Source organism: Promicromonospora alba (assembly GCF_042654905.1).
Lineage (GTDB): Bacteria > Actinomycetota > Actinomycetes > Actinomycetales > Cellulomonadaceae > Promicromonospora > Promicromonospora alba.
Genome location: NZ_JBHSFI010000009.1, coordinates 1 through 13,636 on the forward strand (window position 1 = coordinate 1; position 13,636 = coordinate 13,636).

The following is a 13,636-nucleotide window of genomic DNA, read 5'->3' on the forward strand; positions in this document are numbered from 1 at the left end:
TTCTCAAACAACCGACGCACACCGTCAGATCCGCAATCTTTCCGATCGCTTCCCTGTCCGGGGCAACTTCTCTAACTTACCAGACTCGAACCCGCCTCGCAAACTTGCTGGTCCTGATGGACCTGCATGCTCTACAAGAGAGGATCCACATCTGATATCCCGCAAGGCAATTTGAACTGCCCTGCATCAGAGATGGGATCCAGCCCCGGCGCGGCCACCCAGGCCGTTTCCGGCCCCGTGTCCGTCGGCCCGTCGGGCTGACATCCAGAACAGTACGTCAGGTGCAGGGGTGCGTCAAAGCCGGGGCCCGTGACGGCGGACACAGAAGCGCTGTTCACCGGTTGTTTTTCCAAGAGCATCTCAGGTCTGAGGGGTCCGAAGTCATGCAGGACGGCCTCAGCCGCCGCCTGGAGCAGCTGCTTGACCCTGACCAGACCAAGAACTCACCTCGCTGGCCATGTCTACGTAATCTTTGATTCAGATTTCGCTATCGCGCCGAACCAGGCCGTCACACGCTGCCGGGACTAGCCCTGGCCGGAAGCCAGACCCAGTCCCAGCATCTCCTCGAGCTCCCCGTGCGAGACCCCGAAGGCTTCGACGAGGCGCGCCTCGCCGTCGAGTGCGGGCCCGACGTCAATCACAGCGACGTCGCTGTAGATCCGCGACACGCAGCCGACACCTGTGAGCGGGAGCGTGCACTCGCGTACGAGCTTGGGCCGGCCGTCCTTGGTCAGGAGCTTCATCATGACGACGCTCCGCTTGGCGCCTACCGCTAGGTCCATCGCACCGCCCACTGCGGGTACGGCCCCCGGACTGCCCGTGGACCAGTTCGCCAGGTCGCCCGAGATCGACACCTGGAAGGCACCCAGTACACAGACGTCGATGTGTCCGCCGCGCATCATGGCGAACGAGTCCGCCTGGTGGAAGTACGCGGCACCGGCCAGCTCGGTGACGGGAACCTTGCCCGCGTTGATCAGCTCCGGGTCCACGAGGTCCGCCCGCGGCGACGGCCCCATGCCGAGCAGCCCGTTCTCCGTGTGCAGGGTGATGCCGGAGTCGGCCGGCAGATGGTCGGCCACCAGCGTCGGCAGGCCGATCCCCAGATTCACGTACGAGCCGGGCCGGATGTCTGCGGCCACGCGGGCCGCGAGCTGCGCCGTGGACAGCGGGGCTGTACCGCGCGAGCCCGCCGCGATCGTCTCCGCGCTCACGATGCAGCTCCTCGTTGTGCGGGCTGCGCGCCCGCGAGCGTCGTCGCGCCGTCGATCTCCACCACGGCGTCGACATAGATGCCGGGGGTCACCACCGTCTCGGGGTCGATAGCTCCGACCGGAACCACCTCCGTCACCTGCGCGACCGTCCGGCGCGCGGCCGTGGCCATGACGGGCCCGAAGTTCCTGGCCGTCTTGCGGTAGACGAGGTTGCCGGCGCCGTCGGCCTGGAATGCCTTGACCAGGGCGAGGTCGGCGTGGATCGGCGACTCGAAGACCATCGGGACGCCGTCGACCACGCGTGTCTCCTTACCCTCGGCCAGCGGTGTCCCGAAGCCGGTCGGGGTGAAGAAGCCGCCCAGGCCGGCGCCGGCCGCGCGGATCCGCTCGGCGAGGTTGCCCTGCGGGACCAGCTCGAGCTCGATCCGGCCTGCGCGATAGGCCTCGTCGAAGTGCCACGAGTCCACCTGCCGGGGGAAAGAGCACACGATCCGGCGGACGCGGCCCAGGTGGATGAGGCGAGCCAGGGCGTCCTCCCCGTTGCCGGCGTTGTTGGAGACGACGACGAGATCGCCGGCGCCCTGCGCCAGGAGCGCCTCGATGAGCTCGACCGGCTGTCCGGCAGGCCCGAACCCGCCGATCATCACCGTCGAACCGTCGGCGACGTCGCCCACTGCATCCAGGGCGGTCCGTGCGAGCTGGACGGTCATGCGGTGGCTCGCACGTTCTCCAGCACCACTGCCATGCCCTGTCCCACGCCGATACAGATCGCCGCGACGCCCCAGCGCTGGTCCTCCGCGACGAGCCGACGCGCGAGCGTCCCCAGGATCCGGGTACCCGAGGCACCGAGCGGATGGCCGAGCGCCGTCGCGCCGCCCCACGCATTGACGATGTCCAGGTCCACGCCCCAGGCATCGACGCAGGCGAGCGACTGAGCGGCGAACGCCTCGTTGAGCTCGACGGCGCCGACATCGGCCCAGGCGATACCGCTCTTCGACAGGGCGCGGTCGACGGCTTCCACGGGGGCGTACCCGAAGTACTGCGGCTCGTTGGCGACCGACGCGCGGCCCGCGATACGGGCGAGCGGTTCCAGGCCGGTGTGGTCGACCGCGGACTCCGAGCCGATCAGTGCGGAGCTGGCGCCGTCCGTCAGCGGCGAGGCGTTCCCCGCGGTGATGGTGCCGCCCTCCGCGCGGAACGACGGCTTCAGTGCGGCCAGCTGATCCAGGGTGCTGCCCGGGCGAACGGGTTCGTCCCGCAGCAGATCGGTGTCGGGGTACGCGGTGACCAGGTCGTCGTACCGGCCGGCCTCCCAGGCCTCGTGCGCCAGTCGGTGGCTGCGCAGGGCGAACTCGTCCTGACGCTCTCGCGTGACGCCGTACTTCTCCCGCAGGCGTTCGGTGGCCTCGCCGAGGGACACGGTCCAGTCGGGCTGCATCCGCGCGTTGACCAGCCGCCAGCCCAGCGTGGTCGAGACGAGCTCACCGTTACCCGCCGGATAGGCACGCTCGGGCTTGCGCATCACCCAGGGTGCGCGGCTCATCGACTCGACCCCGCCCGCGACGACCATGTCGGCGTCGCCCGACTCCACGGCGCGAGCCGCCTGGACGACCGCCTCGAGCGAGGAGCCGCACAGCCGGTTCACGGTGGCCCCGGGAACCGTCAGGGGCAGCCCGGCCAGTAGGACCGCCATGCGCGCGACGTTCCGGTTCTCCTCGCCGGCGCCGTTCGCGTTACCCAGGATGACGTCGTCGATCCGGGCCGGATCCAGGCCCGGCGCCCGGCGCGCCTGCTCCCCTACGACGAAGGCCGCGAGATCGTCCGGGCGGATCGCTGACAGCGCCCCGCCGTAACGGCCGAAAGGAGTGCGCACCGCGTCATAGACGTATGCGTGTCTCATCGATCCAGACCCCTGTCTGTTCGCTGTGCGCACACAAGTTCCATATGCGCACACTCACGCTAGCAGCCGGGCTCAGGTTCGGGTATGGGCCATATCCGCCTCGATCTCGCGGGCCGCACGCAGCAGCGCCGGGAGTATCTCGGTGGCCATCTGCTCGACCGGCCCACGACGGACGGGTGCGGAGACGTTCACGGCCGCGACCACTCGGCCCGTCCCGTCGCGCAAGGGTGCGGCGACGGAACGCAGGCCCTCTTCGAGCTCCTGGTCGACGAGCGCCCAGCCCTGCTCCCGGACGGTGGCCAGCTCAGCGCGCAGCACTCCCTTGTCCGTGATCGTGCGCGGGGTGAGCGGCGCGAGGGTGACGGCGGCCAGGAGGGCCTCCCGCTCGCCGTCCGGCACGTGTGCCAGGACGGCGCGACCCATCGAGGTCGCGACCGCCGGGAACCTGGTGCCGATCTGGATGGCCGCGGACATGATGCGGTGGGTCGCCACGCGGGCCACGTACACGATGTCGGCGCCGTCGAGCACCGCCACCGACGACGACTCCCCGACGTCCTCCGCCAGCTGCTCCAGGTGGGGCTGCGCCACCTCCGGCAGCGACAGGCTCGACAGGTACGCGTACCCGAGCTCGAGCACCTGGGGGCGCAGCGCGAACACGCGCCCGTCGGTCACGACGTACCCGAGCTCGACCAGGGTGTGGAGGAAGCGTCGTGCGGACGCCCGGCTCAACTCGGCCTCGCGGGCGACCTCGCTCAAGGTCATCCGGGCGCGGTCCGTGCCGAACGCACGGATCACGGCCAGACCGCGCTCCAGCGACTGCACGAACTCGCCCGACCTGGTGCCGACGTCGTGCACGATCTCCCTCATCCGAGGTCCTCCCTGCCAGCGCGCGCGTCCGCTTCGCATCCTCGGCCGGGTCTCCGGCCGCTCCAGCTCGCACACGTGCGACCGGGGGGGGTGCGTCACCTGGGCAGCACGCCCGCCCGGAACTTCCCAGGGCCAACGCCGGAACGCATCGTTGAGCTCCGACGTCCGCCCTGGTGACTCTCCGAACGGGTGTGCCGCACGTGAACGTAGCGACAGCCGCAGGCCAGGTCAACAGTCGAGTGGCCTGGGTCACAACCGTGACCCGATCGGGATATGCGGGGCCGCGTGCAGCTAATCGACGGGCGGGCGGGGCCGCGACGGTGTCAGGGCAGCGACCACGTCTTCCGTCGAGCCTCCGGAGCGGGCCAGCTCGACGATTCGCCGAGCGACGTCCCGCACGGCGACGTTCGTGTCGTTGGAGATGCTGCGCAGCCGCCCGAACGCCTCTTCGGCGTCGATGTTCAGGACGAAGGCGATCACGCCCTTGGCCTGCTCGATGGACGCGCGCGTCGCCGCCGAGGCGTGGATCGACTCGTTCGCCACCTCGTTCGCATGGGCCTTGACCGCAGCGGTCACATCGACGAAGTAGCCGACGAGTGCGCCGACCTGGCGCGTGTCGGGGTCCCGTCTGCCCTGCCCGACGACGGTCAGCGTCCGCTCGCGCCCCCGGGCATCCATGATGCGGTGGACGCTGCTGAACGGCTTGCCCGTCACCGCGGCGTTCGCCAGAACGCGGGACACGCGGGCGCGGTCTGCGGGGTGCTTGTGGGCGAGGATGAGAGCCGTGGTCACGACGACCTCGCCGGGCTCGAAGCCATGAATCTGGAAGGTCTCGTCCGACCACCACCACGCCTGCGTGGCCAGGTCGTATCGGTAGCGCCCTACTACGTGGTTCAGCCCGAGCGTGAGAGCACGCTCGATCTCCAAAGGCTCAGCGGTCATCTATGCAGTCCTCCTGCGCGTGGTGCGCTGATGAGCCGCGGCCTGACTCGATCCGAGCGTAGCGGTTAATCCGCCTTCACCGGAACCCGGGGAGAAAATAAGTGCCCTACGAACGACGAAGCCCCGGTCAGCGTTTTTTCCGCTGACCGGGGCTTCGTTCCTACTGTGCGCCCGAAGGGATTCGAACCCCCAACCTTCTGATCCGTAGTCAGATGCTCTATCCGTTGAGCTACGGGCGCTGGTCGTACTACTTGCTACCGGCCTGCCGTTCACACGGCCGACCGACGAGAACATTACCGCCTGTTCGGCGCGGGCCCAAACTCAAACCCACGATTCCCGAGGAGAACTCCGTCACAGCCCTCCGCAGCGTTCGGTCCGCGAGCTGAACCGACGTTCCGAAGCCTCCCACAGAAAAGGCCCCGGGCGTCACGCGCGGCCGGGACCTTCCTGGCGGAGACGGAGGGATTTGAACCCTCGAACGGGTTGCCCCGTTACCACCTTAGCAGGGTGGCGCACTAGACCTGACTATGCGACGTCTCCTCGCGGCGGCCCTGTACAGGCAGGGCCATGCCGCGCGGCCCAGGCTACCTGCCGTACGGCGAACTGAGCAAAGCGGAGGAGCCGACGGCGCCTCGAACGGCCCCGCATCGCCGTCATCCCGCCAAAATTTTCATGTGAACACGTTGCCGGTCGAGACGGGTGGAGGGCCCGGACGAGCGCCGGCCGACTCGGGATCCCCGTATTTCACACCGCCTCAATAGCGAGTACATTCGCGGGCATGGACTACGACGTCTTGGTGATCGGGTCGGGCTTCGGTGGCAGCGTGGCCGCCCTCCGCCTCACCGAAAAGGGCTACCGCGTAGGTGTGCTCGAGGCCGGCCGGAGGTTCGAGGACCACGAGTTCGCCGAGAACTCCTGGCACCTCAAGCAGTTCCTGTGGGCGCCGGCGCTGGGCTGCTACGGGATCCAGCGCGTGCGCCTGCTGCGCAACGTGCTCTGCCTGACGGGCGCGGGCGTGGGTGGTGGCTCCCTGGTCTACGCCAACACGCTCTACCGTCCGCTCGACCCGTTCTACGCGGACCCCGCGTGGTCCCACATCACCGACTGGAAGACCGAGCTCGCGCCGTACTACGACCAGGCGGAGCGCATGCTCGGCGTCGTCCAGTACCACGGCCGGTCCCCCGCCGACGAGATCGTCCGGAGCGTCGCCGAGGACATGGGCGTCGGCCACACGTTCCGCCCCACCCGCGTAGGCGTGTACTTCGGGCCCGGTGGCGCCGAAGCCCCGTCCCCGGGGCAGTCCGCCCCGGACCCGTTCTTCGGCGGCGTCGGCCCGGAACGCACAGGCTGCACCGAGTGCGGCGAGTGCATGACCGGCTGCCGCCACGGTGCCAAGAACACCCTGGTCAAGAACTATCTCTATCTCGCTGAGCGTGCGGGCGCCGAGGTGCACCCGCTCACCACGGCTCACGGCGTACGCCAGCTGCCCGACGGCAGCTACGAGGTACGCACCCACCGCACCGGCAAGAAGTGGGCGGGCAAGCGCACCTTCACCGCCCGGCAGGTGGTCCTCGGAGCCGGCACGCTGGGCACCCAGCGTCTCCTGCACGCCATGAAGGACTCGGGCACGCTGCCGCGGCTGTCGGAGCGGCTCGGGCACCTCACGCGGACCAACTCCGAGGCGCTGCTCGGCGCGATGACGCACAAGGTCGGCGCGACGGACTACTCACGCGGCATCGCGATCACGTCGTCGTTCTACCCGAACGAGAGCACGCACATCGAACCCGTGCGCTACGGCCACGGTTCCAACGTCATGGCCGCGCTGCAGCACATCCTCGTCGACGGCGGGCCGTTCCGGTTCGCCCGCTGGATCGGCGAGCTGGGCAAGAACCTGAAGTGGCTGCCCGTGCTGATGGACTGGCGCCGCTGGTCCGAGCGGACGGTCATCGCGCTGGTCATGCAGGCCCACGACAACTCCCTGGTCACCCTCACCAGGCGTTCGCCGTTCGGCCGGTTCATGACGTCGAAGCAGGGCACCGGCGCACCGAACCCGAGCTGGATCCCCGAAGGGCATGAGGCGGTACGCCGCATGGCGGACAAGCTGGGCGACGGTGATGTCGAGGGCGTCGCCGGCGGCACCATCGGCGACCCGTTCAACATCCCGCTGACGGCGCACATCCTGGGCGGCTGCGCGATCGGGTCCGACGCCGGGAGCGGCGTCGTCGACCCCTATCTGCGCGTGTTCGGCCACGACGGTCTGCACGTCATGGACGGGTCGGCGGTGACCGCGAACCTCGGCGTGAACCCGTCGCTCACCATCACGGCTCAGGCCGAGCGCGCCTGCGCGCTGTGGCCCAACGCAGGCGAGCCGGACGCCCGTCCGGCTCTGGGATCGGCCTACGTGCCCGTGGAACCCGTGCGTCCCGCCTCCCCGGTCGTGCCCGAGGCGGCGCCGGCGGCGCTGCGCCTGCCCATCGTGGGCATCAGCTAGCGTCAGTACCGCGAAGTAGAGCGCCTGTCCGGCTTCTGTACGGGTTATCCCGTGCAGGAGCCGGACAGGCGCTCTACTTCGCGGTACTGAGCGGAGGGCGAGGGATTCGAACCCCCGGTGCGTTGCCGCACAACAGTTTTCAAGACTGTCACATTAGGCCGCTCTGTCAGCCCTCCTCGCGCCGCACGTCCCGAAGTACATCCGGAAGCACGGCGCGGCCACACAGTCTAACGCCCAGCGAGACAGCGACGGCGGGCCGCCCACCGGGTGGCCCGCCGTCCGCAGGATGCTGAAGAGTTGATCAGCCCTGCGCCTGTGCGCCGGACCTGAGCTGCCGCATCGCGAGCTGGACCAGCGCGATCAGCGTCTGCTTGGTCGCCGCCCGGGAGCGTGCGTCCGTGTAGAGCATCGGCACGTGTGCCGGGATCTGCAGGGCTTCGCGCACGTCCTCGAGCCGGTGCTTGGCCACGCCGTCGAAGCAGTTGACGCCCACGACGAACGGGATGTTGCGCGACTCGAAGTAGTCGATCGCCGGGAAGCACTGCTCCAGACGGTCGGTGTCGACCAGGACGACCGCACCGATCGCGCCGCGCACCAGGTCGTCCCACATGAAGAGGAAGCGGTCCTGGCCCGGGGTGCCGAACAGGTACAGCCACAGGTTGCCCGGGAGCTCGACACGGCCGAAGTCCATGGCCACCGTGGTGGTGGTCTTGCGGTCGGTGACGCCACCGGCGTCGTCGACGCCGACCGAGTGCTCGGTCATGGCGGCTTCGGTGTTCAGCGGCTCGACGTCGGAGATCGAGCCGATGAACGTCGTCTTGCCGACGGCGAAACCACCGGCGACCACGATCTTGACGACCGTGGGCGCGGTGCGCTCGGCCGCGGGCTGAGCACCAGGAGCGGTCTGCGCGCCGGCGTTGCCGGCTGGAGCCTGCTGCATCACCGGCGGGGCAGGCTGCGCCTGCGCCGGACGGGACGCCTGTGCGGTGGGCGCCGGAGCACCGCCGCCACCACCCAGCACGCTCTGGCGCGCAGGCGTGCTCGAGGAAGCGGTCGCAGTGCCGGCGTTACCCGACACCGGGGCCCAGTTGGGACCGCTGCGGGCCCCGCCGTCAGAGGGCGGAAATGCCATTCAGAACACTCTCCAAGACGCTCAGCGACAGGCCCGAGTTCGAGCTGCCGTGGCCTGTGTGGACGTTAACCGGTGTCGAGGTGTGTACGGTCACGTGCCCTTCCTCCTGCATGTCCGCCACGAGAATCCGGACGACACCCAGGGGCAGCCGCAGAAGGGCCGAGAGCTCGGCGATCGACACGTAAGTGTGCGCGGCGTGCTGGAGGATTGCGCGTTTCTCGGGTGGCAACCCAAAACTGCTGACAGCGCCTGGCAAAACCTCAACGAGGGCTTCGAGCGGCAGGTCGGAGAGCTCCGACCGCACCCGGCCGCCGGTGACCGCGTAGGGGCGCACGGTGGACGTCTCACGGACGTCCCCCTGCCCCTGGGAACCGAAAGGTGCGTACGTCATGGTCGAGTCCTCATCCCACGCTGGCGGCTCGGGTCTGCCCATCGACCGGGAGGCTGCCACGCATCTCCGAGATCAGCTGCGGCGTGAGCGTGGCTTCGGTGCGGGACACCAGAAGAGCCATCTCGTAGCCGATAAGACCGATGTCGCACGTAGCCTCCGCCACCACGCCGAGCACTGACCCGTTCGAGACATTCATCAGGAAAAGGAAGCCGTTGTCCATCTCGATGATTGCCTGACGGACATTACCGCCGTTGAGCTGACGAGATGCTCCACGCGTAAGGCTTGACATACCCGAAACGATTGCCGCGAGCTGATCACCGCTCGTCCGGTCCAGCTGGTCGGACATCGCCATGAGCAGGCCGTCCGCCGACACGACCAGCGTGTGCCGGCTGCCAGGAACCGTACGCACGAAGTTGTCGAGCAGCCACCCGAAATTCGTTGCTTCGGTGCTGAGGGTCACTCTCTGTTCCTCCTAGTCAGAATCCACAGACGCGCTTGCTTGTCACCGCGACTGCGGCGCTGAGTCAGGGACATGATTCACGGTCGAGGGTGCCCACGTCGAGTCCCCATCGGCCTTCTTGCCGTTCGCGTTCTCCGTTTCGCCCTCTTCGACGGACTCCGAACGACCACGGGCTGTGGCCGACTGGAATGCCGACAGACGTGAGCGAAGCTGCTCGGGATCACGGTCAATGCGAGCTGAGAGGCGCTCGACAGTGGGGTCCGCCCCGGTGCCGGAGGCACCGCGAGTGCGGCGAGTCAGACCACCGTTGGCAACCTCGGTGTTGACGGCTGCCGGACGGTACGAGTCGTTCTCTTTCACATCATCTTCCTGGAAAGCCCCTCGGCGAAGAAGGCTCGTCATCTCCTCGTAGAGGACCGCCGAAGCCGTCCACTCCGACCGTGCCTCCACCGAGTCCCGCACGTACTCCGGGTCGAGCGGGTCCTTGCCGTCGCCGTCCGTACCGGCGGCCCGCTTGGCGAGCGGCGCAGGCGAACCGTACGTCGGGTCGTACACAGCACCCGTCGGGTACGGCTCGCTGAACTCGCGGATCGGCTCGCGGACCGGGGCCTCGAAGGACTGCTGCACGGCCGCAATCGGCACGGCCTGTGTGGCCGGGCCCGAGTCGAACGAGGTGGGTGCCCGCTCCGGCGCCGGGGCCGGGGCAGGTGCCGCTGCACGCGGCGCCGCGTCGACGAACGGGTTGCTGCCGTGGGCCGGAGCCGGAACGGTCGCATGTGCCTGGGTGGGCATCGGAACCGTGCCGCCCGCGGGAGCGCTCGGCACGGCAGGCATCGCCGACGTCAGCGACTCCTGGACCGCCCGCTGGTAGCCCTCCTGGTATCCCCGCTGGTAGGTCGGGTCCTCCACGGGCTGCTGCGGCTGCGCCGGGGCGGGAGCCTGGACCGGGAAGGCCCCGGTCATCGGGCCCGTCGCCTGCGGGGCGGGAATGCCCTGCGGCACGTACGGCGCCTGGAAGTCCTGCGGCACCTGCAGGTCCTGGAAGTCCTGCGGCGGGCCGCTGGGCGCCTGGAAGTTCTGCGGCGGCAGGTTCTGCGCCTGGAAGCTCTGCGTCTCCACGTTCGACGCACCGAACGCGGGCACGTCCGCGACAGGGCTGCTCACGGTCTGGATCGGACGCGATGCCGGCCGCTCCTGCGGCTGGTAGGCGCGCAGCTCGCCCGTGGCCGGCTGGCCCGGGCGGCGACCGAACAGGCCTCGCTTCGGCTGGGCCGGCTTGGCACCCTGCTGGGCGCCCGAGCCGGTCGAGCGGCGGCTCGGGAGGTCCGCCATGAGCTCTTCGAACGCGGGCAGCGCCTCGAAGGACGAGTCCGGCCCCTGCGGGCCGTCCATCCCGAAGCCCTGCGACTGCTCGTCGTCGCCCTGGAACGAGCCACCGAAGCCCGCCGGCGGTCCACCGAAGCTCCGGGCCGGCACCGGTGCGGCAGGTGCCTGGGCGCCTCCCGCGGCCGGGAACCGCATGACGTCGGTGTCGGACATCCCCGGCAGCGCGGCCGGGTCCTGCGTCACCGGGTCGAGCTGCAGCGACTGCGGCCCACCGGCGTCGACCGGATCGATCGTGTTCAGCGAGCGGAAGCTCGAGAAGAGCGCGCTGCGCTGGTCGACGTCCACCGCGACGGGCGTGGTCTCCTCGAAGACCGGTGCGATCGGTGCGACCGGCTCCTCCGGCTGCGGTGCACGCTGACGGCTCGGGAGCGAGCTGCCCTCGGACACGTTCGACGGCGGTGCCCACGCGTTGTCGTCGCCCTGGTACTCCTGCGGGAGCGACGGCGTCTGGATCTCGGGCAGGACGATCGAGCCGGTCGGCGTCGTCTCCGCCATCGGCTGTGCCGCGGTCGAGCTGCGGCGCCGGGCCAGGCCGAGCGCCGTCGTGCCGTCCGTCAGGGCGTTGATGTCGACCTGCTGCGCGACGGGCGCCGGCTGCGCCGCGAAGGCGGCAGCGGCGATCTGCGACGTACCCGTCGGGACCGGCAGGCCACCCTGCTGCGGGAGAGAGGTCGTGGCGGGCGACGCCGACGAGATAGCCGGCGAGCCGAAGCCGTTGGCGGGCGCACCGCGCATCGCACCCGTGCCCGGGCCGGTGGCCAGGCCACCGTTGAACTGCGAGGCGGCCGCCTGTGTGTTGGCCTCCAGCGGGTCCGTGGGCATCGGCAGCGGCATGGCGTTGTCCGGCATGAACAGCACCGCCGGGAAGCGGACCGTCACCTCGGTGCCGGTGCCGCCCTCGCCCACGCCGAACTCGACCTGGGCGCCGAGCCGGTCGGACAGGCGACCGACCACGTAGAGGCCGAGGCGCTGGGCGCCGACGGCGTCCGACGCGGCGTGGCTGAGCACCTTGCGGTTGGCCTCGGCGACCTCGGCGGGGTTCATCCCGAGGCCGTGGTCGCGGACCACGACGGTGACGAACTGCTCGTCACGCGCGGTGGTGACCTCGACCGGGGTGTGCGGCTCGGAGAACATCGTCGCGTTCTCGAGGAGCTCGGCCAGCAGGTGCGCGGCGTTCAGCGCGTTGTGGCCGAGCATCATCGGGTCGACGACGAGGTTCAGGCGCACCCGGTCGTACAGCTCGATCTCGGAGGACGCCGTACGGATGACGTCGGAGACCGGCATGGGCTGGCGGACGCGACGACCCGAGTCGATGCCCGCGAGGACGAGGAGGGACTCCGCGTTGCGGCGCATCCGGGTGGCGAGGTGGTCGAGCCGGAACAGGTTCGACAGCGTCGACGGGTCTTCCTCGGAACGCTCGAGGTCGTCGAGGAACGCGAGCTGCCGGTTCAGGAGCACCTGGTCGCGGCGGGCGACGTTGACGAACATCTCGGCGATCGAGCCACGGAGGGCGGCCTGTTCGCGGGCCACGTCGATCGTGGTCCGGTTGACGTCGTTGAACGCGGCGGCCAGCTGGCCGATCTCGTCCGACGACTCGACGGTGATCGGGTCCAGGTCGATGCTCGGGCCCTGGCCAGGCACCGAGACCTGCTCCACCAGGGTGGGCAGGCGGTCACGGACGACGCCGGCGGCCTGGGTGAGGCGGCGCAGCGGGGAGACCAGACGGCGGGCGATGACGAGCGCCGTGATGATCGAGAAGCCGAGGGCCGCGATCGCGATGCCACCGGTGAGGTACGCGCGGTTGGCGGCGACGTCGGCCCGCTCCTGGGCGAAGGCCGCGGCGTCCTCGCGGACGGCGTCGCGGACGATGCGCGCCTCGTCGACCCACTTGGCCGACTCGTCGCGGAACGCAAGGCCTTGCACCTGCTGGATGGACGCGAGGTCACCACGCGCGATCTGGCCGCGAACGGTGCCGTAGATGCCGTCCATGCCGGGGACCTGGTAGTCACCAGGGATGCGGTCGTAGAGGTCCTGCGTCTCGTCCCACTGTCGGTCACCCAGGTTCACCAGGTCCGCCGCACGCAGCGCCAGGGACCGGGAGGCCGCCACGCCCTCTTCGTGCTCCCACAAGATCCCGAGCGTCAGGGCGACGACCGGGCGCTCGTAGGTGTTGGTGAGCATGAGCTGGTCCATCGAGTGGTACGCCTCGAGACGGGTACCCAGCTGACGGTCCTCGGAGGTGTCCGCGATGGCGTCCATCACCTCGAGGGCACCGTCGATGTAGCCGCCGTACGCCTCGGTCGCGGCCTGCTCGGTGAGCCGGCCGGCAGCGACCTTCTCCTGCACGTCGGTGATCGCAGCGCGGTCCTCGATGGTCTCCGCGACGGCGGTCTTGACGCGCTGGTCCAGCATCGAGATGTCGATGTCGAGCAGCGCCTCGTCGCGCTCGTCGAGTGCCGTGATCGTCTGCGCCTGGGCAGCCTTGGCCGCCCAGACAGGGTTGCCGTCCTTGGTGACCGGCTGGCCGTTCTCGTCCAGCTTCGGCGTCCCTTGGAGCAGCATGCGACTGGCCTGCTCACCCTGCACACCGTTGTCGATCATCGCCACGATGTTGAGCGACCGTTCCTGCGCGAAAGTCGTGCCTGCCGCGTCCTGGTACTCCAGCGCGGCGACGAGATCGCTCGTCTGCTGCGCGCGCATCGCGTCGACCACAGACAGGCCGATGATGTACGCCGCTGCGATGACCAGGACGATGGCAGGCGTGACCAGTGTCGCAAGAACTTTCCCGCGCACTCCCAACCTGCGGAACATGCGTACCTCTCTCCATCACTGATCCGGAAGGGGTGGCGTGCTTCT

The 13,636-nt window shown here is 69.5% G+C and carries 10 protein-coding genes and 3 tRNA genes; 1 reads left to right on the forward strand and 12 read right to left on the reverse strand.

What is annotated here, in order from left to right:
• Positions 1 to 524 precede the first annotated feature (524 nt).
• The 7 genes from ACFO6V_RS25445 to ACFO6V_RS25475 form a co-directional block, all read right to left on the reverse strand.
• Positions 525 to 1,211, reverse strand: coding sequence for a 3-oxoacid CoA-transferase subunit B (locus ACFO6V_RS25445; protein ID WP_377141197.1), 687 nt, complete (start codon positions 1,209 to 1,211; stop codon positions 525 to 527).
• Entirely contained in the window at positions 1,208 to 1,921 is a 714-nt protein-coding gene (locus ACFO6V_RS25450) for a 3-oxoacid CoA-transferase subunit A (RefSeq protein ID WP_377141200.1), read from the reverse strand. Before ACFO6V_RS25450 ends, ACFO6V_RS25445 begins: the two co-directional genes overlap by 4 nt.
• Positions 1,918 to 3,111: a thiolase family protein gene (locus ACFO6V_RS25455; RefSeq protein WP_377141203.1), complete on the reverse strand. Its 1,194-nt coding sequence runs from the start codon at positions 3,109 to 3,111 to the stop codon at positions 1,918 to 1,920. The genes ACFO6V_RS25450 and ACFO6V_RS25455 overlap by 4 nt, the downstream gene beginning before the upstream one ends.
• Positions 3,112 to 3,183: 72 nt before the next feature.
• A complete protein-coding gene (locus ACFO6V_RS25460) occupies positions 3,184 to 3,978 on the reverse strand; it encodes an IclR family transcriptional regulator domain-containing protein (RefSeq protein WP_377141206.1) in 795 nt (264 codons plus the stop codon).
• A 291-nt stretch (positions 3,979 to 4,269) separates the two neighbouring features.
• The gene (locus ACFO6V_RS25465) at positions 4,270 to 4,920 is read right to left on the reverse strand and encodes a PAS and ANTAR domain-containing protein (RefSeq protein WP_377141209.1); all 651 of its coding nucleotides are present in this window, start codon (positions 4,918 to 4,920) and stop codon (positions 4,270 to 4,272) included.
• A gap of 166 nt (positions 4,921 to 5,086) precedes the next feature.
• Positions 5,087 to 5,159: transfer RNA gene (locus ACFO6V_RS25470), tRNA-Arg, on the reverse strand.
• Positions 5,160 to 5,368: 209 nt separating this feature from the next.
• A tRNA-Ser gene (locus ACFO6V_RS25475) sits at positions 5,369 to 5,460 on the reverse strand.
• Between the two features lie 238 nt (positions 5,461 to 5,698).
• On the opposite strand from ACFO6V_RS25475, the gene ACFO6V_RS25480 reads away from it, so the two are divergent.
• Entirely contained in the window at positions 5,699 to 7,411 is a 1,713-nt protein-coding gene (locus ACFO6V_RS25480) for a GMC oxidoreductase (protein ID WP_377141212.1), read from the forward strand.
• Positions 7,412 to 7,502: 91 nt separating this feature from the next.
• Here the strand turns inward: ACFO6V_RS25480 and ACFO6V_RS25485 are convergent.
• The 5 genes from ACFO6V_RS25485 to ACFO6V_RS25505 all read right to left on the reverse strand — a co-directional run bounded on the left by ACFO6V_RS25485 (position 7,503) and on the right by ACFO6V_RS25505 (position 13,591).
• Positions 7,503 to 7,587 (reverse strand) — tRNA-Ser (locus ACFO6V_RS25485).
• 125 nt (positions 7,588 to 7,712) lie between these two features.
• Positions 7,713 to 8,351, reverse strand: a complete 639-nt coding sequence (locus tag ACFO6V_RS25490) for a GTP-binding protein (RefSeq protein WP_377141902.1) — start codon at positions 8,349 to 8,351, stop codon at positions 7,713 to 7,715.
• 172 nt (positions 8,352 to 8,523) lie between these two features.
• Entirely contained in the window at positions 8,524 to 8,934 is a 411-nt protein-coding gene (locus ACFO6V_RS25495) for a DUF742 domain-containing protein (protein WP_020017526.1), read from the reverse strand.
• 10 nt (positions 8,935 to 8,944) lie between these two features.
• Entirely contained in the window at positions 8,945 to 9,394 is a 450-nt protein-coding gene (locus ACFO6V_RS25500) for a roadblock/LC7 domain-containing protein (RefSeq protein ID WP_020017525.1), read from the reverse strand.
• A gap of 42 nt (positions 9,395 to 9,436) precedes the next feature.
• Positions 9,437 to 13,591, reverse strand: a complete 4,155-nt coding sequence (locus tag ACFO6V_RS25505; RefSeq protein ID WP_377141215.1) for a HAMP domain-containing sensor histidine kinase — start codon at positions 13,589 to 13,591, stop codon at positions 9,437 to 9,439.
• Positions 13,592 to 13,636: the final 45 nt, after the last annotated feature.

Excerpts from the sequence above, each read along its gene's own strand:
- ACFO6V_RS25450 (WP_377141200.1), bottom strand. The coding sequence starts at position 1,921 with ATGACCGTCCAGCTCGCACGGACCGCCCTGGATGCAGTGGGCGACGTC.
- ACFO6V_RS25455 (WP_377141203.1), bottom strand. The coding sequence starts at position 3,111 with ATGAGACACGCATACGTCTATGACGCGGTGCGCACTCCTTTCGGCCGT.
- ACFO6V_RS25460 (WP_377141206.1), bottom strand. The coding sequence starts at position 3,978 with ATGAGGGAGATCGTGCACGACGTCGGCACCAGGTCGGGCGAGTTCGTG.
- ACFO6V_RS25465 (WP_377141209.1), bottom strand. The coding sequence starts at position 4,920 with ATGACCGCTGAGCCTTTGGAGATCGAGCGTGCTCTCACGCTCGGGCTG.
- ACFO6V_RS25480 (WP_377141212.1), top strand. The coding sequence starts at position 5,699 with ATGGACTACGACGTCTTGGTGATCGGGTCGGGCTTCGGTGGCAGCGTG.
- ACFO6V_RS25490 (WP_377141902.1), bottom strand. The coding sequence starts at position 8,351 with ATGCAGCAGGCTCCAGCCGGCAACGCCGGCGCGCAGACCGCTCCTGGT.
- ACFO6V_RS25495 (WP_020017526.1), bottom strand. The coding sequence starts at position 8,934 with ATGACGTACGCACCTTTCGGTTCCCAGGGGCAGGGGGACGTCCGTGAG.
- ACFO6V_RS25505 (WP_377141215.1), bottom strand. The coding sequence starts at position 13,591 with ATGTTCCGCAGGTTGGGAGTGCGCGGGAAAGTTCTTGCGACACTGGTC.